The sequence below is a fragment of the Pseudomonas aestiva genome, assembly GCF_039908605.1.
Lineage (GTDB): Bacteria > Pseudomonadota > Gammaproteobacteria > Pseudomonadales > Pseudomonadaceae > Chryseomonas > Chryseomonas aestiva.
Genome location: NZ_CP150916.1, coordinates 1,290,573 through 1,311,334 on the forward strand (window position 1 = coordinate 1,290,573; position 20,762 = coordinate 1,311,334).

Sequence of the window (20,762 nt, forward strand, 5' to 3'; positions counted from 1 at the left end):
TTACAGGCAGGGCTTACTTGGCTTCAGTCTTGGTGCCGTCGGCGTGCCATTCGTAGACCACGAACTCGAAGTTCTTCAGGTCGCCTTTCTCGTCGAACGCCAACTCACCGGTGGGGGTGTTGAAGGTGTTGCTGCGCAGTGCCTTGGCCACGTCCTCGGGCTTCTCGTCGCCCGCCTTCTCGATGCCTTCGGCGATGACCTGCACGGCGGCGTAGGAGGGGAACACGAAGGGACCGCTCGCATCCTGCTTCTTGTCCTTGAACGCCTGCACCAGGGCCTGGTTCTTGGGATCCTGGTCGAAGGAGCGCGGCAGGGTGACCAGCAGGCCTTCGGAGGCCTTGCCGGCGATGGCGGAGATGGAGCTGTTGCCCACGCCTTCCGGACCCATGAACTTGGCGGTCAGGCCCTTCTCGGCCGCCTGACGCAGGATCAGGCCCAGCTCGGGGTGGTAGCCGCCGTAGTAGACGAAGTCCACGTTGGCCTGCTTGAGCTTGGCGATCAGCGAGGAGAAATCCTTGTCGCCGGAGTTGATGCCCTCGAACACGGCGACCTTGACGCCGGCCTTGTCCAGGGTCTGCTTGACCGCGGTGGCGATACCTTCGCCGTACTGCTGCTTGTCGTGGATGACCGCGACGATCTTCGGCTTGACGTGCTCGACGATGAACTTGCCGGCGGTCGGGCCCTGCATGTTGTCCAGGCCGATGGTGCGGAAGATCAGCTTGTAGCCACGGTTGGTGATGTCGGGGCTGGTGGCCGCCGGGGTCACCATCAGGATGCCTTCGTCCTCATAGATGTCGGAGGCGGGCTGGGTGGAGCTGGAGCAGAGGTGGCCGACGACGAACTTGACGCCATCGTTGACGATCTTGTTGGCAACCGCCACGGCCTGCTTGGGATCGCAGGCGTCGTCGTAGATCACGCCTTCGAGCTGCTTGCCCTTGACGCCGCCGGCCTTGTTGATCTGCTCGATGGCCATCTGGGCACCAATGAACTCCATGTCACCGTACTGGGCGACCGGACCGGTCTTGGGGCCGGCCAGACCGATCTTCAGGGTGTCGGCTGCCAGGGTGTGGCTGGCCATGCCGGCCAGGGCCAGGGCCGCGACCAGGCGGGAGAAACGCAGAGTTGCCTTTTTCATGAGTGCTCCACTCGGAATGCTTTTATTAATGAGGCAGTTGGAAGCGAAAATGTGCCGATTTTGTTCTTTATGACGCGCCGCGCAGTTTAATCACCGTCTGTTCGTCTTGGAAAGCTGGCGACGACAAGTTGTCGGATCTGTGGCCCGTGCGTCCGGGCGCTCGGCAAGCGGGGAGGGCAACGGTAGAATCCGCCCTTTTCGCGAGGCCCGCACCATGACCGATCACGCAACGCGCTACGCCACCCTGCTCGGGCAGACCGCCGCCATCGGCTGGGAAGAATTGCAACCGCATTTTGCGCGGGGCGTGCTGCTGGAAGTGGCGCCCGAGCTGGACCTGATCGAAGCGGCCATCGCCGTGACCCAGGACGATGCCGCCCGGGTGGGTCTGTGGCTGCAGCAGGGCCAGCTGGCCAAGGTCGACGAAGACCGCGCGCGGCGCCGGCTGGAGGCGCCCGAGGTGGCGCTGTGGGCGGTGGTAGTGGCGCCCTGGGTGCTGATGCAGGAGCGTCCGGCCGAACGCTGAAACGCAAGGGCCCGCGCAAGGCGGGCCGTTGTTGACGGGGTGGCTCAGTGTTCGCTGTCGAGATCGCGCAGCTGGTGTTCGCCGTAGCGATCGCCAGCCACGGCGTCCGGTGGCAGCAAGCGTTCCAGTTCGGCGCGATCCGCAGCGCTCAGCGTCACCTCCAGCGCCCCGAGGGATTCGTCGAGCTGACCGCGGCGGCGGGCACCGACCAGCGGCACGATGTCGTCGCCCTGGGCGGCGACCCAGGCCACCGCCAGCCGGGCCGGGGTGGTGCCCCGGTGTTCGGCGAACTGCTTCAGGCCTTCCACCAGCGCCAGGTTTTTCTCCACGTTGCCCGGCTGGAAGCGCGGACTATGAGCGCGGAAGTCGCCGCTGCCCGTGGGTTGGCGCCAGTGACCGCTGAGCAGGCCACGGGAGAGCACGCCATAGGCGGTGATGCCGATGCCCAGGTCGCGGCAGGTTGGCAGGATCTCCGCCTCGATGCCGCGCGAGACCAGCGAATACTCGATCTGCAGGTCGCAGACCGGATGCACCGCGGCGGCCCGCCGCAGGGTCTGGGCGCCCACCTCCGAAAGGCCGATATGGCGTATGTAGCCGGCCTGCACCAGCTCGGCGAGGGCGCCCATGGTGTCCTCGATGGGCACCTGGCGATCCAGCCGTGCCGGGCGATAGATGTCGATGTGGTCCACACCCAGGCGCTTGAGGCTGTAGGCGACGAAATTCTTGATCGCCGCCGGCCGGGTGTCGTAGCCCAGCCAATCGCCGCCCGGACCGCGCAGGGCGCCGAACTTGACGCTGATCAGCGCCTGGTCGCGCCGACCGCGCAGGGCTTCGCCCAAGAGCAGTTCGTTGTGGCCCATGCCATAGAAATCACCGGTGTCGAACAGGGTGACGCCGCGTTCGAGGGCGGCCTGGACGGTGGCGATGGCCTCGCCACGGTCGGCGCTGCCATAGAGATCGGACATGCCCATGCAGCCCAGACCAAGGCTCGATACCAGGGGGCCCTGCTGGCCCAAGCGACGCTGTTGCATGAGGGATTCCTCGTCAGGTAGATGAGGCTTCACTCTAGCCAGGATGACGCTGTGCGATAATCCGGTCTCGACACAACGACCTGTTCGCTCAGCCGTACAATGGAGGCGCCTTGAATCTGGATGACCTGGCGGCCTTCGCCGCCGTGGCCGAGGCCCGCAGCTTTCGTGGCGCCGCCTATGTGCGCGGCGTGGCGGCCTCTTCCCTGAGTGATGCCGTGCGGCGGCTGGAGCGGGAACTGGATGTCCGGCTGCTGCACCGCACCACCCGCAGCGTGACGCCCACCGCGGCCGGCCAGCGTCTGCTGGAACGCCTCACCCCCGCGCTGCGCGAGGTGCGCGGCGCGCTGGACGCCATCAATGCCGAGGGCGAGAGTCCGGTGGGGAGCCTGAGACTCAATGTCCCCACCATCGTCGCCCGCGTGCTGCTGCCGCCGCTGATCGGCCCCTTCCTGGCCCTGCATCCGGGCATTCGCCTGGAGGTGGTGGCCGAGGATCGGCTGATCGACGTACTCGCCGCGGGTTTCGATGCCGGGGTGCGCTACGACGAGCACCTGGAGGCGGACATGATCAGCGTGCGACTGGGCCCAGTCACCCAGAGATTCGCCGTGGCCGGAACCCCTGCCTACCTGGAACGGCACGGCGTACCAACACACCCCGCCGACCTGGTCCGGCATTCCTGCATCGGGCATCGCTTCGCCAGCGGCCTGGTGGCGCAGTGGAGCTTCGAGCGCGGCAGCGAGGTCAGCAACGTCACGCCGGGCAGTCGCCTGCTGGCCTCTGCGCTCGACCTGGAGCTGCAAGCCGCCCTCGACGGCGTCGGCCTGATCTATTCCTTCGCCGACTATCTGGCCGAGCCCCTGGCCGACGGTCGCCTGGTGGAAGTGCTGGCGGACTGGTCCACGTCCTTTCCCGGTCCGCGGCTCTACTATGCGGATCGCCGCCAGCTGCCGGCCCCGCTGCGGGCCTTCGTGGCCTTCTTGCGCGAGCGTCACGGCTAGGCGAGCGCGCGGGGCGCCGCTACCCTGAGCGCCAGTCCGCCGCCTGGAGCCGCCATGACGTCCCTGTTCATCCGCCTGGTACCGTGCCCATGATCATCGGCACCGCCGGTCACATCGACCATGGCAAGACCGCCCTGATCCAGGCCCTCACCGGGGTCGCCGGTGACCGCCGCCGCGAGGAGCAGGCGCGCGGCATCACCATCGACCTGGGCTATGTCTATGCCGATCTGGGCGACGGCGGTCTCACCGGTTTCATCGACGTCCCCGGTCACGAGCGCTTCGTGCACAACATGCTGGCGGGCGCCAGCGGCCTGGATCTGGCCCTGCTGGTGGTGGCGGCCGACGACGGCGTCATGCCGCAGACCCGCGAGCACCTGGCGATCCTCGAATTGCTCGGCATTCTCCGGCTGCAGGTGGCCCTGACCAAGGCCGATCGGGTGGATGCCGAGCGACTGGCCCAGGTGCGTCAGGACGTCAGTGCGCTGCTGGCCGCCGGCCCCTTTGCCGGAGCGCCGCTGTATCCGGTGGCCAGCCCCAGCGGCGTGGGCATCCCCGAATTGCGCGCCGCCTTGCTCGCGGCCCTGGGCCAGGTGCGCCAGCGCAACGCCCGCGGCGGCTTTCGCCTGGCGGTGGACCGGGTGTTCAGCGTCGCCGGGGCCGGGGTAGTGGTCACCGGTACCGCCTTTGCCGGCCAGGTGGCCGTCGGCGACGAACTCATTCTCACCCCGCGCGGCCAGCGCCTGCGGGTGCGGGGGCTGCATGCCCAGAACCGCGCGGCGGAAACCGCCCAGGCCGGCCAGCGGGTGTCTCTCAATCTCGCCGGTGAGCGGCTGAGCACCGACAGCCTCGCCCGCGGTGACTGGCTGGTGGCCGAGGCGCTGCATGCGCCCACCACCCGTATCGACGTGGAGCTACGACTGCTGCCCGGCGAGGCGCGCAACCTGGCGCACTGGACGCCGGTGCACGTGCACCTGGGCGCCCAGGATCTCACCGGTCGCGTCGCCCTGCTGGAAGGCGACAGCCTCGCCCCGGGCGCCACGACCCTGGCGCAGCTGGTGCTCAATGCGCCGCTGCACGGGGTGCATGGCGATCGCCTGGTGCTGCGCGACCAGTCCGCCCAGCGCACCCTGGGCGGCGCCCGATTGCTCGATCCCTTCGCCCCGGCGCGCCATCGCCGCACGCCCCGGCGCCTGGCCCAACTCCAGGCCCTGCGTCGGGGCGGTCTGGAAGAAGCGCTGCCTGAACTCCTGGCCCAGGCCGACGGCGGTCTCGATCCACGGCTGCTGGCGCGGCAGTTCAACCGGCCCGAAGGCGACTGGCAATTGCCCGCCGACACCCTGAGGGTGGAGACGCGGGTCGGCCCGCGGCTGTTCGCGGCGGCGCTGTGGCAGGCGGCGCTCGAGCGCCTGGGCGCGGCGCTGGCGACCTTTCACCAGGAACAACCCGACGAGCTGGGTCCCGATCGGGATCGCCTCCGCCGCATCGCCGCGCCGGAACTGGAGCGGGCGGTCTATTTGGCCCTGCTGGAGACGGCCCTGGCCGAGGGGCGATTGCAGAGCAGCGGTCCCTGGCTGCACCTGCCCGATCACCGGGTTCGCCTCACCGAGGCGGAGGAGGGGCTCAAGACCCGCCTCTGGCCGCTGCTGGAGGCCCAACGCTTCGATCCGCCCTGGACTCGTGATCTGGCCAGGAGTCTGGATCAGCCCGAGGCCGAGGTGCGGCTGCTGCTGCGCAAGCTGGCCCGGCTGGGGGAACTGACCCAGGTGGTCAGGGATCTCTTCTATCCCCAGGCGAGTCTGGAAGCCGCGGCCGGCGAGGCATTGCGCCTGGAGCGCGAAGCGGGGATCATTCGCGCCGCGGCCTTTCGCGATGCCCTCGGCATCGGTCGCAAGCGCAGCATCCAGATCCTCGAATGCCTGGATCGCATCGGTTTCACCCGTCGCTTTGGCGACGAGCGCCGGGTCCGCCCGGACAGCGCCTGGGCCCGCGCGGCCGAGGGCTAGCGCAACAGAGGAAGGCAATCACGCCCGGTGGCGTGGCCGGGCTTCAAACCCGGTTGGGGACGGCAGCCGTTCCCGGGTGGGTTCGACTCCCACTGCCTTCCGCCATTTCCCGCCGTCAGTGCCCATCCGTCTGGTGATGGATCACCGCGCCCTCCCGTTGCAACTCCTGCAGAAACCACTCGGCCGCCCAGAGGTGTTCGGGCATATAGAGACCCGCCGGCAGGGGTTCACCGCCCGCCAGGCCCAGCACCCGCTCCAGCGACAGCACCAGCCCGAGGGCGGTCAGCGAGGCCTGCCCCTGGTTGAATTCCAGCACGGCGCGTGCGCCGGTGGTCTGGCCGTCCCTTTCACCGCTCACCCTGACCGCGATCTCGGCCGCCGTTTCCGCGCCCCGCCGCCGGCTGGAGGACTCGCCCATGGCGATGTCGAAGCGGAGCTCCGGGGCGGCGGTGGCGGCCCGGAGACTGAGCAGATCGATGGAGCCGAAGGCCGTGGCGGCCAGCGTGCGACCGTCCAGCACCGTGACGCTGCCCTGCAGGTCGGCACCGCTCAGCCAGGCACGGCGTCCATGATGGAATGCCAGGGCAGCGGGCGCCGTGCTGTGCACCCGCTCCATGTCCTCCCAGGCCAGGGGACCGGCCGGGTCCGCCTCATCCAGCAAGACCTCTATACCGATGGCCGCGACCCGGGTGAAGCGACGGGCGAGATCGAGTGCCAGCGCCAGGGCGGCACCCGAAGCCCAGTGGCTGGACAGCACCAGGGCATGGGCGCCGGGGCGGTGCATGAACTGGGCGACCTCCGGCCCCAGTTCGGTGACACCGGTGTTGGCATTGAGATAGGGGATGCCCAGGTGCTGGGCGAGGCGCAAGCCATGCAGGGCCTGATCCGGTGCCAGCATGATCATGGCTGCCGGGGTGTGCGCGGGATCCAGTCCCAGCCCCGGCTGGTCGAGATCCAGGCGCACCGCCCGGGCCTGGCCGGCGGCCTGGGCGACGTCCTCGGCCGTGGCGAGGTTGCGGCCGCCGACCAGCAGCGGCCAGTCAGGCTGGCGCTGGCGGAACCAGTGGACGGCCTGGCGGCCTACCGTGCCCGAACCGCCGGCAAAGAGTATGGGTTGCAATGGCATGATGCTGTCCTCTTCGTTGCAGTGCTGAGGTTCCGGAGACCGCACAGCCGATTGCCACGGGCTGTTCTCCGCATTAACCTACCAGGAGTAGGTTCCAGTTCAGGATTAACCTACCTTTAGTAGGTTTGCAAGAAGACGTGACCAATGGCAGCGCGATCCATCCCTGAAAAACCGGTCTCCGAAGGGACCGGACGGCGTCTCTCAAAGGCAGCCCGGCGTCAGCAATTGCTGGACACGGCGCGGGTCATCGTTCGGGAAGAAGGCGCGGATCGCCTGACCCTGGGCTATCTCGCCGTGCAGGCGGGCGTCTCCAAACCGGTCGTCTACGAGCATTTCGGTACTCGCTCGGGGCTGCTCATCGAGCTCTATCGCTGGCTCGATCTGGCGCAGATGGATGCCTTTCGCCAGGCCATGACCGCCCGGCAGCAGGGCGCCGAAGAAGCCACCGCGGCGCTGGCCGAGGGCTACATCCGCTGCGTGACCGACATGCAGGGTGAAGTCGGCCTAGTGGCGGCGGCGCTGGCGGGGAGTGAGGAAAAGACCGCGGTGTACCAGGAGTTGCTGGAACATGGCACCCAGATGGTGGCGGCGGTGCTCACGCCGCACAGCAAAAGACCCGCCGCGGAGTTGCAGGTGTGCTGCATTGGTCTGGTCGGCGCCGGCGAGGCCCTGGCCGCGGCCGTGGTGCGCGGGGCGCTGGGCGAGCGCGAGGCCATCGAGGCCTTCACCCGCCTGGTGCGCGCGGTGCTGTAGCCGGCGGCGCTAGTAGACGTCCTTCAGATAGCGCTTCTGTTCGCTCATCCCGCGCAGGTACTCGCTGGCGGCCTCGTCGCTGAGGTGGCCATGGGTCGCCACCACCTGGCGCAGGGCCTGGTCGACGTCCTTGGCCATGCGGCTGGCGTCGCCGCAGACATAGACGCGGGCGCCGTCCTGCAGCCAGCGCCAGACGTCGGCACCGCGTTCACGCAGCCGATCCTGCACATAGATCTTTTCGGCCTGGTCGCGGGAGAAGGCCAGGCTCAGTTCGTTTAGCAGGCCATCGCGCTGGAAGGCTTCCAGTTCGTCGCGGTAGTAGAAGTCATGGGCGGCGTGCTGCTCGCCGAAGAACAGCCAGTTGCGGCCCCCGTCGCCCCGGGCGCGACGCTCATGGAGAAAGCCGCGGAAGGGCGCGATGCCGGTGCCGGGGCCGATCATGATCAGCGGGACGTCGCCCTGGTCCGGCAGGCGGAAATGGCGCGAAGGCTGGATATGCACCTCGGTGGCGGCCTCGCCCAGGCGGTCGGCGAGAAAGCTGGAGGCCACGCCCTTGCGCTTACCGTAGCGCACCGCCGAGACGGTGAGGTGCACCTGGCCGGCATGGGCCAGGGGGCTGGAGGCGATGGAGTAGAGGCGCGGCTGCAGGCGCTTGAGGCTGCCGAGCAACTCGCGGGCGTCGTGGCGGGCGGGAAAGCGGGCCAGCACATCGGCCAGTTGCCGGCCCCAGAGCCAGCGCTTGAGTTCGTCGCGGTCGCCCAGCAGGGCGCGGCAATCGGCACTGCCGCTGCGCTCGGCGATCAGCGCCAGGGTCTCGGGGTTGGGGCGGGCGATCTCGTAGTGTTCGCTCAGCGCCTGGCGCAGCGACAGCTCGCCGACCTTGGCCACGGCGACCGGCTGTTCGCCGTCCAGCCCGGCGAGGACGAGGACCTCCTCGACCAGCTCCGGGCAGTTGCGCGCCCTCACGCTCAGGGCGTCGCCAGCCTGGTAGGCCAGTGGTTGCTCGGACTCGAAACCGAATAGACGCACCTCCTTGTTGGACCCGGCACTGTTGAGTCTCTGGTTGATGACCAGCCGCGCGGGCACCGCCGTCGGGCGGCTGGTCGTGGCAGAACTGGCGATGGGCACGTGCTCGGCCTGAGGTGCCAGCTGCCCTTGCAGGGCGGTCAGCCAGGCGTCGGCGCCGTCGAGGCCATCGGCGTCGCAGTCCAGGCGCGGGCAGAGGCGCCGGGCGCCGAGGTCGGCCAGGCGGGCGTCGAGGCGCTGGCCATGGCCGCAGAATTGCTCGTAGGTGGAATCGCCCAGGGCCAGCACGGCGTAGTCCAGTTCGGCCAGGGAGGCGTCGAGGCGATTGAGGCCCTGCCAGAAGGCCTGGCCATTGTCCGGCGCTTCGCCATCGCCAAAGGTGCTGCTCACCAGCAGGACGCGGCGGGCACCGGTCAGGCGTTCCACGGCATAGGCGGCCATGTCGTGCAGTTCCACGCTGAGACCTGCCTGGCACAGGCGGGCGACGCAGTGCTCGGCCAGGGCTTCGGCGTTACCGGTCTGGGAGGCCCAGAGCACCACCAGATCGGCCGGCGCGGTGGGGGCCATGGCCAGGCCGGCGGGCTGGCTTTCCGGCAGGCGGCTGAACAACCCGGCGAGCAGGCCGTCGAGCCAGAGGCGGGTGTCGGCGGCCAGCGGCGCCTGGGCCGGCAGGCAGGGCACGCCCTGGGTCGCGCCGTCGCGCAGACCGTCCATGAAGCCGGCCAGGTAGGTGCGTTCGGCCGCGCTGAGCTGGGGCCGTACCGCAGTCGCGACCCCGGTGAGCTCGGCCAGCCGCGCCAGGGCAGGCAGCCGGGCGCTCCCCGTGAAAGGCTCGTCGGCCGGCAGCTGGCGATGGGGAATGGTGGCGACGCGGGTCAGGCGCACCGCGCAGACCTTGAGTTCCGGTTGCAGCGAGAGCGGATCGACGGCGTCGCTGGTGACGGCGTTGATGGCCAGGTCGCTGCCCTGGACGTCGGCCCAGTGAAAGGGCGCGAAGCAGTTGCCGGGCTGGACCCGGTCGCTGACGGTCACCGGCAGCACCGCGCGGCCGCGGCGTGAGGTGATCTCCAGGCGGTCGCCCTCCGCCAGGCCCAGGGCCTGGGCGTCCTGGGGATGCACTTCTACGAAGGGCGCCGGATTGAGGCGGTTCAGGGCGGCGATCTTGCCGGTCTTGGTGAGCGTATGCCACTGGTGCTGCAGACGCCCGGTGTTGAGCACGAAGGGGTAGTCGGCATCGGGCAGCTCGGCCGGGTCCAGGTGCGGGCGGGCGAAGAATTGCGCCTTGCCGCTGGGTGTGGCGAAGTTGAGCGCGGTCGGTTCGCCGGTTTCGTCCAGGCGCAGGGTCTGGCTGCGGCCGTCGTTGCGATAGCGGATCGGCTGGCGCGGATCGCTCTCTGCGCCGGGGCAGGGCCATTGCAGCGGCGTCTCGCGCAGCCGGGCATGGCTGGCGCCGCGGATGTCGTAGCCGGTCTGGGGGTTGTGGAATTGCCGGATCTCGTCGAACACCTCGGCGGCCGAGGCGTAGCTGAAGTGTTCGCCATAGCCCAGGGCGCAGGCCACGTCGGCGATGATCCGCCAGTCGGCGCGGGCCGCGCCGGGCGGGGTGACGGCCTGGGGTGCCAGGGTCAGGTTGCGCTCGGAATTGATCATGACCCCGTCGGCCTCCGCCCAGAGCGCGGCGGGCAGGAGGATGTCGGCGTAGCTGTTGGTCTCGGTGTCGAGAAAGGCGTCCTGGGTGATCACCAGTTCGGCGGCCTGCAACCCGCGGATGACCGTTTCGCGATTGGCCACGCTGGCCACCGGGTTGGTGCAGATGATCCAGCAGGCCTTGACGGTGCCGGCGGCCAGGTCCTCGAACAGGGCGACGGTGCCCTGGCCCAGGCGGGTATGCAGGGTGCCTTCGGGGATGCCCCAGGCCCGCTCGACGAAGGTGCGGTCGGCGGCGGACAGCAGGCTGCGCTGGCCGGGCAGGCCGGGCCCCATGTAGCCCATCTCGCGCCCGCCCATGGCATTGGGCTGGCCGGTCAGGGAAAAGGGACCGCTGCCGGGGCGGCAGATCTTGCCGGTGGCCAGGTGCAGGTTGCACAGGGCATTGGTGCTCCAGGTGCCGTGGGTGCTCTGGTTCAGGCCCATGGTCCAGAGGCTGGTCCATTCGCCGGCCTCGCCGATCCAGCGCGCGGCGGTGCGGATGTCCGCCTCGGTCAGCCCGGTCCCCGCGGCCACCCGTGCCGGGGTGTAGTCGGCAAGAAACTCGGGCATGGCCGCCCAACCTTCGGTATGGGCGGCGATAAAGGCTTCGTCTACATGGCCTTCGGCGTGCAGCAGATGCAGCAGGCCGTTGAGCAGCAGCAGATCGGTGCCCGGACGCAGTTGCAGGAAGAGATCGGCCTTCTCGGCGGTGGCGGTGCGCCGCGGATCTATCACGACCAGCTTGGCGCCGCGCTTGACCCGATCCAGCAGCCGCAGAAAGAGAATGGGATGACAGTCGGCCATGTTGGCGCCGCTGACCAGGAAGAGGTCGGCGTGATCGAGGTCGTCATAGGAGCCGGGCGGACCGTCGGCGCCGAGGGACAGCTTGTAACCGGTGCCGGCACTGGCCATGCACAGGCGGGAATTGGATTCGAGCTGGTTGGTGCCGATGAAACCCCGCGCCAGCTTGCTCGCCAGGTACTGGGCTTCCAGCGACAGCTGCCCGGACACATAGAAGGCGATGGCGTCGGGTCCGTCGCGGTCGAGGATGGCGCGCAGGCGTTCGGCGGTGGCGGCGATGGCCTGGTCCAGCCCGGTCTGCACCGGTTCGTGGGAACGGTCGTGGCGGACATAGGCCTGCTCCATGCGTCCGCTGTCCACCAGCGCCTGGTGGCTGGTGCTGCCCTTGGTGCAGAGCCGACCGCGATTGGCGGGGTGGTCGCGATCGCCGCTGACCTTGGTGATCCGGCCGTCTTCCACCTGCATGACGATCCCGCAGCCGACGCCGCAGTAGGGGCAGACGCTCTTGATGTGGGTAGTGGCCATGGCAAGGATCCTTCGAGAACCAGAAAGCGAAAAGGCGCCGGTCGCGCTCCCCGGAGGGAGGCGAACACGGCGCCTTTGTCGTGAAAGGAAGCGATCGGCGTTGACCGCTCCATGCTGAGGATTTAGCAAGGCTCGCGCCAGCTTGGCCCGGCGCGCGCGGGGGGCGCATTCCTACTGCTCTGGCGGGGTGCCGGTGGCGCTGGCCGAGGCCACGGCGGTGGGGGTCGCGATGCGCCGTGACGGGGCAGGCCGGCCCGGTCTTGCACCGTTGTGGTTCTGCTCGGCGGGCGTTCGGACAGCCTCCGGCAAGCCACTCGGCAGGCCGCAGCCCGCGCCAGCGGCGGATCTTCGGGCGATCAGGCGGAACTGGCACAGCCGATGCAAAAGCCCTGACAGACCCGCACACTCGGGTCGCCCGGTCGATCAACGGCGATCGACAGCCACCGCAGGCGACGGGCACGGAGCAGAGCCAAGGGCTCCTCCCTACCAGAACAGGCAAAGGCGCCTGAGACCGCAAGGTTTCAGGCGCCTTTTTATTTGCCGCGAATCAACCTGATTGGCCTCGGCCGGGGGATAGCCTCCATGAACAGCATCGTGACCCGCAAAGAACGCCTGATCGTCGTCGGCAACGGCATGGTCGGTCATCACCTCGTCGAGCAGCTGCTGGCGGCCGGCGCCCTGGACCACTACGAGATCCATGTCTTCGGCGAAGAGCGTCAGCGCGCCTATGACCGGGTCCATCTCTCCGAGTACTTCGCCGGTCGCGACGCCGAATCCCTGGCCATGAGCGAAGCCGGCCTCTATGCCGTGCCCGGCCTGGTGCTGCACCTGGGCTGCGCGGTGACCGCCATCGACCGCGAGCAGCGCGAGGTACTGACGCCCGAGGGTGCCTTTGGCTACGACCGCCTGGTACTGGCCACCGGCTCCTATCCCTTCGTGCCGCCCATCGAGGGCGCCGAAGGCGACTCGCGCCTGGTCTATCGCACCCTGGACGACCTGGACACCATCCGCCTGGCCGCCGCCAGGGCGCGCCGCGGCGTGGTGGTGGGCGGCGGCCTGCTCGGCCTGGAAGCGGCCAATGCGCTGAAATCCCTGGGTCTGGAGGCCCATGTGGTGGAATTCGCCCCGCGGCTGATGCCGGTGCAGCTGGATGACCTCGGTGGCGCCGCGCTCAGGCAGCGCATCGAGGACCTGGGCGTGGGCGTGCATCTGTCCAAGGCCACCCAGAACATCACCGCCGGCAGCGAGTATCGCTACCGCATGAACTTCGCCGGGGAGGATTTCCTCGAGACCGACCTGATCCTGTTTTCCGCCGGCATCCGGCCCCAGGACGCCCTGGCCCGCAACTGCGGCCTGGAACTCGGCGCCCGCGGCGGGGTGGCGGTGGACAACGGCTGCCTGACCAGCGATCCCTTCATCCATGCCATCGGCGAATGCGCCGCCTGGAACGGCAGCATCTTCGGCTTGGTCGCCCCGGGCTACCAGATGGCGCGCCTGGTGGCCGCCACCCTCTGCCATGGCCAGGCCACGCCCTTCACCGGCGCCGACATGTCCACCAAGCTCAAGCTGCTGGGCGTGGACGTGGGCTCCATCGGCGATGCCCACGGCGCCACCCCCGGCGCGCGCAGCTATCGCTACATCGACGAAGCCAGCGCCAGCTACCGCCGCCTGGTGGTCTCCGCCGACGGCAAGCACGTCCTCGGCGCCGTGCTGGTGGGCGACAACAGCTACTACGACACCCTGCTGCAATACGCCCAGAACGGCATCCCGCTGCCCCAGGATCCGGCCAGCCTGATCATGCCGGTGGGCGAGGGCGCCCCGACCCTGGGCGCCGATGCCCTGCCGGCCACAGCGACCCTCTGCTCCTGCCACAACGTCACCAAGGGCGCGGTCTGCGCCGCCATCGACGCCGGCTGCACCGACCTCGCCGGCATCAAGAGCTGCACCAAGGCCGCCACCGGTTGCGGCGGCTGCGCGGCACTGGTCAAGCAGGTGTTCGAGCACGAGCTGATCGCCCGCGGCGTCGAGGTCGACAAGAGTCTCTGCGAACACTTCGCCCACACCCGCCAGGAGCTCTATCACCTGGTGCGGGTGGCAGGCATCCAGAGTTTCGACGAGCTCCTGGCGCGCCACGGCCGCGGCCAGCATGGTTGCGACATCTGCAAGCCGGCGGTAGCCAACGTCCTGGCTTCCTGCTGGAACGCCCCCATTACCGATCCGCACCTGGTGCCGCTGCAGGACACCAACGACACCTTCATGGCCAACATGCAGAAGAACGGTACCTATTCGGTGGTACCGCGCATCCCGGGCGGCGAGATCAGCCCGGAAGGCCTGATCGCCATCGGCCAGGTGGCGAAGAAATACGATCTCTACACCAAGATCACCGGCGGCCAGCGCATCGACCTCTTTGGCGCCCAGTTGCACGAGCTGCCGGACATCTGGGGCGAGCTGATCGCCGCCGGCTTCGAGACCGGTCATGCCTACGGCAAGTCCACCCGCACGGTGAAGAGCTGCGTGGGCAGTACCTGGTGCCGCTATGGAGTGCAGGACAGCGTCAAGATGGCGCTGGACATCGAGCACCGCTACAAGGGCCTGCGCGCGCCCCACAAGCTCAAGTTCGCCGTCAGCGGCTGCACTCGCGAGTGCGCCGAGGCGCAAAGCAAGGACATTGGCGTGATCGCCACCGAGAACGGCTGGAATCTCTATGTCTGCGGCAACGGCGGCATGCGCCCGCGCCATGCCGAGCTGTTCGCCACCGACCTGGATGACGAGACCCTGATCCGCTACATCGACCGCCTGCTGATGTTCTACATCCGCACCGCCGACCGTCTGCAGCGCACCTCGGTGTGGCGCGAGTCGCTGGAGGGCGGGCTGGACTACCTCAAGCAGGTGATCATCGAGGACAGCCTGGGCCTGGGCGCCGAACTGGAAGCCCAGATGCAGCTGGTGGTGGATCGCTACGAATGCGAATGGGCCAACGCCCTGAACGATCCCGACAAGCTCAAGCGCTTCCGTACCTTCGTCAACCAGCGCGGCAACGACCCGGACATCCACTTCGTCAAGGAACGCGGCCAGCGCCGGCCGGCGCGTCACCACGAACTTCAGCTCATCGCCGTTACCGAGGAGGCTTGACCATGACCCAGACCAATACCGCCCGCGCCCTGGAGCCCCGCTGGCAACCCCTGTGCAGCCTGGCCGACCTGGTGCCCCAGTCCGGTGTGGTGGCCCTGCACGAGGGTGAGCAGGTAGCGCTGTTCTACCTGCCGGAGACCGCGCAGAAGGTCTTTGCCGTGGGCAATCGCGATCCCAAGTCCGGCGCCAACGTCATCGGCCGCGGCATCGTCGGCCAACTGGGCGCGGATCTGGTGATCGCCTCGCCGCTGTACAAGCAGCACTTCCGGCTGGCGGACGGCGGCTGCCTGGAGTATCCCGAGCAGGTCCTGCCCACCTGGACGGTGCGGTTGAATGGCGAGCGAGTGGAGATCGCCTGAGGCGGCTTGGCCCTCACCCCAACCCTCCGGAGGGAGAGGGGAGCGGTCCGGAGTGGGGCGGGGCTTCGTGCGTAACCCGTACAGCGCCTAGCCTGGACAACGGCGCCGCCTTGTCCGGGTTCCCCGCCGAATACCGCTATCCCCATTGTTGCAGCTGCCGCAGTGCAGCTTTGCGCAATCGGGACCTGCGCCGGGCGGCGAAATGACTGCCTGGGGACGATACTCAAGGAACGGGGACGCTGTCTGCCGATCCTGGTCATCGTCCCGCCGGAGGTCACCATGCGCCTGACAAGAACAATTCGCTCCGCGCTGTTCATCGCCCTGCTCTCGGCCCTGGCCGCTATCGCCCTGTTGGAGGGCTGGCGCGCGCAACCGGTGGGCGAACTCACCCTGCGCGCCGATCCGGTCTGTACCCACGGATATGCACCCTATGGCTGCTATCCGGTTCCGGCCCGAGGCGGCGATCTGGGGTGGCTAGAGCGTCTCTAGGTCGTCAACCCGCCTGCAGGTCGGTTGCCAGCAGCGCTGCCAGCTCGCGGTCAGTCAAAGAGGGACCGAACAGGGCCCCCTGGACCTCATCGCAGTGCTGCGCCCGCAGCCAGGCCAACTGGCCGGGCGTCTCCACGCCCGTCGCCGTCACCCTGAGGCCCAGGGTTCGTCCCAGGCCAGTCAGAGCCTGGACGATGGCGGCATCGACCTGCTGATCTTCCAGGTGCGCGACCAGTCGGTTATCCAGGCTGATGCCATCCAGTACGGGGTGGCGCAGCGCCTCCAGGGCGCTTGAACCTCGGCCGAAGTCGGCCAGACTCAGGCGCACGCCCAGCGCCTTGAGCGGCATCAACATCGGGGCGCTGTCTGCCTGCAACAGCGCCTCGGGCAGTTGCAGCTCCAGGCGTTCCGCTGCCAGGCCGCTCGTCTGCAAGGCGCGGGCGACCGCCGCCACCAGGGCCTCGCCATCGGCGCACGGACGCGCGGACAGATTGATGATCAGCCGCAGTGGCGCGGGCCAGGTCGCGGCAGCGTGACAGGCGTTGTCCAGCAACCAGAATTCCAGGGGAACGCTGAGTCCGGTCTCTTCGGCCAGGGGCAGGAGGACCTCCGGCGGTAGCAGGCCGCGCTGCGGGTGGGCCCAGTGCAGCCGGACCTCGATGGCGCTCAGCCGGCCCTCGGCGGCGCTCCGCCGGGGCAGGTACCCTAGGCGCAGCTGGTCGAGCGCCAGCGCCTGGCGCAGCTCCTGTTCCAGGTCACGCCGCTGGCTGAGCTGGGCGTCCATCGCCGGGGCATGGAAGCACCAGCCGTTGCGGCCCGCGGCCTTGGCCTGGTACAGCGCGATATCCGCCAGGCGCAGCAGGTCCTCGACCTGGCTGGCCTGCTCCGGCGCCTGGGCGATGCCGATGCTGGTGCCAACGCTGACCGACTGTTCCTCCAGCAGGATGGGTCGGCCGATGGCATTCACCAGCCGCGCACAGATCTGGTCGACGGTTGCCACATCCAGGTGACCGAGCAGCACCACGATGAATTCGTCGCCGCCCAGGCGCGCCACCAGGCCGCCAGGTCTCAGACTGGCCTGCAGACGCCGGGCGATTTCCTGCAGCACCCGATCGCCGGCGGCGTGGCCGAGGCTGTCGTTGACCGGCTTGAAACGATCCAGGTCCAGGCTGAGCAGCGTCAGCGGGGTCCTGGCTTGCGTCAACTTGCGCGCCAGGTAGTGCTGCAATTGCAGGCGATTGGCCAGGCCGGTCAGGCTGTCGTGTTGCGACAGGTGTTCGATTTTCGCCTGGGCATTGACCGCGGCGGTGATGTCACTGGCGGTGCCGCGAAAGCCAGCGTCCTTGGGCAGCGGTCGAGCGGTGATCTCGCAGACCCGGGAGTGACCCAGGCGGTCGCGATAATGGCAGCGCAGCACCTGGCGCTCGTCGAGCTGGCGAGCATTGCCCTGGAGCCAGGCAGCCAGCGGGGTCGTCTCGCTGCTGAACAGCTCCGCCAGCGGCCGCCCGAGCCAACTGCCGGGCGTATGCCCGGTGATGCGGGCGAAGCGTTCGGACAGATAGGTGATGCGGCCCGCGGCATCGCTTTCCCACAGCCAGTCGGAGGCGGCCTCGGCGAGTTCGCGAAAGCGCCTTTCGCTGCGACTCAGTTCGGCCTGGCTGGCGATCAGGGCATCGAACTGTTGGTCGAGCTGCCGCGCCGAATTCAGCGCATGGCGGATCAGCAGGGCCAGCACCAGCCCGAGCAGCAGCACCCCGGCCAGAAAGACCGGCAGGGTGCGGTGCAGGAGCTGGGCGCCGGGTTGCGGCGGTTGCCAGTTGAGCAGCAGCGGTGAATCCAGCAAGCGCAGCGTTTCATGATCGACCAGGGGCACCCGCGACGCCTCGAGTCGCGGCAAGCCATAGGTATCGCTGAGATGGGCCAGGGTGTCCGGATCGAGCACGTTGACGAACAGCATCACCGAGGGGGCCCCGGGACCTGGTGCCACGCTGTAGCTCGCGCCGGGCGTGATGGTGGCCGCGGCGACCAGCGCCGGGACACCACCCACGCTCAGCACCCGTACCAGACTCTCGGTCTCGCCAGGGCGCTGGCGGGTGGCCGCCAGCAGGCCGGCCAGATCGCCTTCGAGCCATTGCGCCGCCGCGCGCTCCGTCGGCCGGCCATCGATCACCGCATAGACGGTACGATCCTGCGGATCCAGCACGAAGACCCCGTTGTAGCCATAGAGTTCATAGGGGATGTCGCCGACGTTGCGCTCGTCGTTGGCCCAGAAGAGGTCGACCGCCAGGTGCAGGTGCTTGTAGGCCTCGCCCCACTTGGCGTAGTTGATGATGTTGTGGCCGATCTCGTTTTCGACCTGCACCAGGGTGCGGTCGATGTAGGTGCGGGCGCGTTGCTGGACGTCGGCGTCCTGGCTGGTGGCGGTCCTGATCAGCAGGTAGCAGCCGAGGCCGAGCAGGATCGGCAGGGCGCAGATGACCGGAAAGAGGCGCAGCAGCAGGTTGTGGCTGCGGCGGGTGGCGATGGGCGTGGACGGCATGGTGAACCTGGGCGGTGCTGGACGACGGTCAGGATTCCTGCGAGGTGGCCAAGGACGGCGCGAGGGGTGCCTGGCCAGCGGCCATTATCCGCCACCATCACCCAGCCGTCTGCTCGCGGCCTGACCAGGGGCAGCGCTGAGCTGCCCGGACGGTCGACCGTTCAAGGCCGCGGTGGATAGCTGACCAGCAGCTCGTTGATCAGACGGCTGAAGGCGGCGCTGCGTTGGCTGGGCGTGGCGTTCTGGTCGTCCAGCAGGCGCTCTTCGCTGGCGCGCCAGACCAGCTTGCCGTCACGGCCATCGAGCATGTCGAGCTGGACCGTCATCACCGGGTAGGTGACGGTCTGGGTGCGCACATAGCTCGGTCCCCAGGGGCCGGGACCCCAGGCGGAGCCCCAGGGACCGCCCCAGCCCGGACCCCAGTAGGGATCGGCATAGCTGTAGCTCTGCTGGCGCTGGTCGAGGATCACATAGAGCTTGAGCTTCAGATCCGGGCGCGTGCCCGCCGCCGCGGGGCGCAGCCCGCGCTGGTCGAGGCCGCTGCTCACCGAATCGCGCAGGCGCTGCTCGGTGAGATCGCTGCGCACCCGCGGATCGTTGGGGCGGTACTCGATGGCCGGGTCCGCCCAGCCCCAGCTGCGATAGGCGGCGAAATCACGGCTGGCGTCATAGTCCAGATTGCGCGGGCCGCGCTCTGCGCAGGCTGCCAGCAAGAGGACCGCAAGCAGCAGGAGACAACGTTTCATGGGCGATCCTCTGAGGTGAGCGCGCTAGTCTGCTTGGACTGGCTTAAGGGCCACTTATCCCTTCAGCTCGGCGGATAGTTGGCCAGCAGGCGGCGGGTGGTCTCGCGCAGGGTGCGCGCGCGTTCGCCGCTGTTGCCGTTGCTGGCCTGCTCGGCGGCCGAGTGCCAGAGCACCTGGCCGGTGGCGGGATCGAGCAATTCCACCTCCAGCACGTCGACCAGGAAGGTCCGGGTGCGGGTCCGCGCCTGGCCGACCGTGGCGCCATAGCCGGGACCGTAGCCATAGGGCCCGTAGCCGCCGTAGCCGTAGCTGGTGTCGTAGTAGTCGGTGTATTGCTCGCTGCGCTGCTGCTGGGTCAGGCGGGCGCGTACCTGCAGATCGGCGCGGGCACCGCCGATGGCGGGCCGCAAGCCGCGCTGGTCGAGACCATCGGCCACCGCCTGCTGCACGGTCTGGCCATCCAGGCCGCCGCTGACCACCGCGGCGCCCGGTGCCCAGCTCCAGGTGCGATAGCGACTCCAGTCACGAGGTGCCGGCGGATAGGCCGCCGGATCCTGCTGCGGCAATACCGGGAGCGACGCCTCTGGCAGGCTGCTGGCGACATAGGGATTGGGCGTCTGGCAACCGGCCAGGGCGAGCAGCGCGAGCGACAGGCAGAGCAGGGGGCGACGCATGACCGGTTCCTCGGAGGAATGCTGGCCAGAGCATACCGCGCCCTACGTCATCCTGCCTTAGCTTGGCAGAGCCAATGCAGATAGCGCCCCAGGCCCGCGAAAGCCGGGTGCCGTCGGTGGGCCAGTTCCATGGCCACCAGCTCCTCGCCGTCGGCACGGGTCTGGAATTCCGGCGGCATGTAGTCGTGAAAGACCCGGACGCCACTGCGCGCCCGAACCTGCCAGTCTGCCGCCAGCCAGGCCTCGACCTCGCGCGGATCGAGCGGCCGTTGCGGCGTCAGGCCGCGTTGGCCCGCGCCAGCGTAGTCACCCTGCCGGAGTTTGCGAAAATGCCCCTTGAGCAGGTTGCGATAGATCAGGGCGTCGCGGTTGTAGAAGGCCAGCGACAGCCAGCCGTCCGGGGCCAGGCAGCGTTGCAGCGTAGGCAGGATCGCCGGGGGCGTCTCCAGCCATTCCAGCACCGCGTGGCAGAGCACCAGGTCGAAGGGCTCGGCGAAGGCGGGCAACTCCTGCCAGGGCAGCGCCAGCCAGTCGGCGTCGAGTCCGGCGGCGGCGAACGCCTCCTGGGCCCCGGCCAGCATGGGCGCCGAGGGCTCGGCCAGGGTCACGGCATGGCCCTGCTGCGCCAGCCAGAGACTCATGTGGCCGAGCCCGGCGCCGATGTCCAGCACCCGCAGCGGGCGTTGCGGCAGCACTTCGGCGAGATCCGCCTGCAGCACCGCCAGGCGGATGGCGCCCTTGGTGCCGCCATAGATGTTGGCGGCGAAACGGGTGGCGCGGTCGTCGAAAAAGGTATCGCTCACGGCAGGAAGCGCCTTTCGTTGTCGGCCAGCTTGGCCAGCACCGCCTGCTCCACGTCCAGCTCCAGCTCGCTGCCCAGTTGCAGCAGATAGAGCAGCACGTCGGCGATTTCCTGGCCGGCGTGCTCGCGCTCGGCGGTGCTCAAGGCGCGGGCCTCGGCATCGCTCTTCCACTGGAAGATCTCCACCAGCTCGGCCATCTCGACGCTGGCGGCCATCGCCAGGTTCTTGGGATTGTGATAGCGGCGCCAGGCGTTGGCATCGCGGATCGCGTGCAGGCGGGTGAGCAGGGCAGGGAGGTCCATGGGTGTCCGAGGGTCGACAAAACGCCATTCTCCCATGGCGAGACGGCTGTCGTCCGCCGGCCTGCGCGACAGCCTGACGCCGCTGTTCTACCCTGGGGCCCATCACCG

General features: G+C 68.9%; 16 protein-coding genes and 1 tRNA gene. 8 read left to right on the forward strand and 9 right to left on the reverse strand.

The annotated features are described in order from the left end of the window. Positions 1-13 precede the first annotated feature (13 nt). On the reverse strand, positions 14-1,135 hold the full coding sequence (locus AABM56_RS05960; protein WP_133859888.1) for a branched-chain amino acid ABC transporter substrate-binding protein: 1,122 nt from the start codon (positions 1,133-1,135) through the stop codon (positions 14-16). Between the two features lie 214 nt (positions 1,136-1,349). Between AABM56_RS05960 and AABM56_RS05965 the strand changes: the two genes are divergently transcribed. Further along, on the forward strand, positions 1,350-1,658 hold the full coding sequence (locus AABM56_RS05965; RefSeq protein ID WP_133859887.1) for a DUF2288 domain-containing protein: 309 nt from the start codon (positions 1,350-1,352) through the stop codon (positions 1,656-1,658). Between the two features lie 44 nt (positions 1,659-1,702). On the opposite strand, the gene AABM56_RS05970 is transcribed toward AABM56_RS05965, so the two are convergent. Beyond that, positions 1,703-2,689, reverse strand: coding sequence for an aldo/keto reductase (locus tag AABM56_RS05970; protein WP_133859886.1), 987 nt, complete (start codon positions 2,687-2,689; stop codon positions 1,703-1,705). A gap of 110 nt (positions 2,690-2,799) precedes the next feature. On the opposite strand from AABM56_RS05970, the gene AABM56_RS05975 reads away from it, so the two are divergent. From AABM56_RS05975 to AABM56_RS05985, 3 genes are all read left to right on the forward strand, one after another. After that, positions 2,800-3,687: a LysR family transcriptional regulator gene (locus AABM56_RS05975; RefSeq protein WP_133859885.1), complete on the forward strand. Its 888-nt coding sequence runs from the start codon at positions 2,800-2,802 to the stop codon at positions 3,685-3,687. Between the two features lie 89 nt (positions 3,688-3,776). Next, the gene (selB, locus tag AABM56_RS05980; protein WP_347883906.1) at positions 3,777-5,690 is read left to right on the forward strand and encodes a selenocysteine-specific translation elongation factor; all 1,914 of its coding nucleotides are present in this window, start codon (positions 3,777-3,779) and stop codon (positions 5,688-5,690) included. Positions 5,691-5,699: 9 nt separating this feature from the next. Then, positions 5,700-5,795, forward strand: a tRNA-Sec gene (locus AABM56_RS05985). A gap of 10 nt (positions 5,796-5,805) precedes the next feature. Here the strand turns inward: AABM56_RS05985 and AABM56_RS05990 are convergent. Next, positions 5,806-6,816 (reverse strand): hypothetical protein, encoded by a 1,011-nt coding sequence (locus AABM56_RS05990; protein WP_133859883.1) that lies wholly within the window; start codon positions 6,814-6,816, stop codon positions 5,806-5,808. Between the two features lie 225 nt (positions 6,817-7,041). Here AABM56_RS05990 and AABM56_RS05995 point away from each other — a divergent pair, with 225 nt between their 5' ends. Further along, positions 7,042-7,569 (forward strand): TetR/AcrR family transcriptional regulator, encoded by a 528-nt coding sequence (locus AABM56_RS05995; RefSeq protein WP_133859882.1) that lies wholly within the window; start codon positions 7,042-7,044, stop codon positions 7,567-7,569. A gap of 9 nt (positions 7,570-7,578) precedes the next feature. Here AABM56_RS05995 and AABM56_RS06000 read toward each other — a convergent pair whose 3' ends face one another. Beyond that, positions 7,579-11,610, reverse strand: coding sequence for a bifunctional nitrate reductase/sulfite reductase flavoprotein subunit alpha (locus AABM56_RS06000; RefSeq protein WP_347883907.1), 4,032 nt, complete (start codon positions 11,608-11,610; stop codon positions 7,579-7,581). A 582-nt stretch (positions 11,611-12,192) separates the two neighbouring features. On the opposite strand from AABM56_RS06000, the gene nirB reads away from it, so the two are divergent. From nirB to AABM56_RS06015, 3 genes are all read left to right on the forward strand, one after another. After that, complete coding sequence (gene nirB, locus AABM56_RS06005) at positions 12,193-14,742, forward strand: nitrite reductase large subunit NirB (RefSeq protein ID WP_133859880.1); 2,550 nt, start codon at positions 12,193-12,195, stop codon at positions 14,740-14,742. Between the two features lie 2 nt (positions 14,743-14,744). Further along, on the forward strand, positions 14,745-15,101 hold the full coding sequence (nirD, locus tag AABM56_RS06010; RefSeq protein ID WP_133859879.1) for a nitrite reductase small subunit NirD: 357 nt from the start codon (positions 14,745-14,747) through the stop codon (positions 15,099-15,101). A gap of 279 nt (positions 15,102-15,380) precedes the next feature. Then, positions 15,381-15,590 carry a hypothetical protein gene (locus tag AABM56_RS06015; RefSeq protein WP_133859878.1) on the forward strand — a complete coding sequence of 70 codons (210 nt, stop codon included), beginning with the start codon at positions 15,381-15,383 and terminating at the stop codon, positions 15,588-15,590. Positions 15,591-15,594: 4 nt separating this feature from the next. Here the strand turns inward: AABM56_RS06015 and AABM56_RS06020 are convergent, their stop codons facing one another. The 5 genes from AABM56_RS06020 to AABM56_RS06040 form a co-directional block, all read right to left on the reverse strand. After that, complete coding sequence (locus tag AABM56_RS06020) at positions 15,595-18,129, reverse strand: EAL domain-containing protein (protein ID WP_347883908.1); 2,535 nt, start codon at positions 18,127-18,129, stop codon at positions 15,595-15,597. A gap of 161 nt (positions 18,130-18,290) precedes the next feature. Further along, positions 18,291-18,875: a DUF4136 domain-containing protein gene (locus tag AABM56_RS06025; RefSeq protein WP_187978664.1), complete on the reverse strand. Its 585-nt coding sequence runs from the start codon at positions 18,873-18,875 to the stop codon at positions 18,291-18,293. Positions 18,876-18,937: 62 nt separating this feature from the next. Next, positions 18,938-19,549 carry a DUF4136 domain-containing protein gene (locus AABM56_RS06030; RefSeq protein WP_133859875.1) on the reverse strand — a complete coding sequence of 204 codons (612 nt, stop codon included), beginning with the start codon at positions 19,547-19,549 and terminating at the stop codon, positions 18,938-18,940. Positions 19,550-19,596: 47 nt separating this feature from the next. Next, entirely contained in the window at positions 19,597-20,352 is a 756-nt protein-coding gene (locus AABM56_RS06035) for a methyltransferase domain-containing protein (protein ID WP_133859874.1), read from the reverse strand. After that, complete coding sequence (locus AABM56_RS06040) at positions 20,349-20,654, reverse strand: nucleotide pyrophosphohydrolase (protein WP_133859873.1); 306 nt, start codon at positions 20,652-20,654, stop codon at positions 20,349-20,351. Before AABM56_RS06040 ends, AABM56_RS06035 begins: the two co-directional genes overlap by 4 nt. Positions 20,655-20,762: the final 108 nt, after the last annotated feature.

Coding starts and splice junctions, on each gene's coding strand:
- AABM56_RS05970 (WP_133859886.1), bottom strand. CDS start 2,689: ATGCAACAGCGTCGCTTGGGCCAGCAGGGCCCCCTGGTATCGAGCCTT.
- selB (WP_347883906.1), top strand. CDS start 3,777: ATGATCATCGGCACCGCCGGTCACATCGACCATGGCAAGACCGCCCTG.
- AABM56_RS05990 (WP_133859883.1), bottom strand. CDS start 6,816: ATGCCATTGCAACCCATACTCTTTGCCGGCGGTTCGGGCACGGTAGGC.
- AABM56_RS06025 (WP_187978664.1), bottom strand. CDS start 18,875: ATGAAACGTTGTCTCCTGCTGCTTGCGGTCCTCTTGCTGGCAGCCTGC.
- nirD (WP_133859879.1), top strand. CDS start 14,745: ATGACCCAGACCAATACCGCCCGCGCCCTGGAGCCCCGCTGGCAACCC.
- AABM56_RS06040 (WP_133859873.1), bottom strand. CDS start 20,654: ATGGACCTCCCTGCCCTGCTCACCCGCCTGCACGCGATCCGCGATGCC.
- AABM56_RS05965 (WP_133859887.1), top strand. CDS start 1,350: ATGACCGATCACGCAACGCGCTACGCCACCCTGCTCGGGCAGACCGCC.
- AABM56_RS06000 (WP_347883907.1), bottom strand. CDS start 11,610: ATGGCCACTACCCACATCAAGAGCGTCTGCCCCTACTGCGGCGTCGGC.
- AABM56_RS06020 (WP_347883908.1), bottom strand. CDS start 18,129: ATGCCGTCCACGCCCATCGCCACCCGCCGCAGCCACAACCTGCTGCTG.
- AABM56_RS05960 (WP_133859888.1), bottom strand. CDS start 1,135: ATGAAAAAGGCAACTCTGCGTTTCTCCCGCCTGGTCGCGGCCCTGGCC.
- nirB (WP_133859880.1), top strand. CDS start 12,193: ATGAACAGCATCGTGACCCGCAAAGAACGCCTGATCGTCGTCGGCAAC.
- AABM56_RS06015 (WP_133859878.1), top strand. CDS start 15,381: ATGCGCCTGACAAGAACAATTCGCTCCGCGCTGTTCATCGCCCTGCTC.
- AABM56_RS06030 (WP_133859875.1), bottom strand. CDS start 19,549: ATGCGTCGCCCCCTGCTCTGCCTGTCGCTCGCGCTGCTCGCCCTGGCC.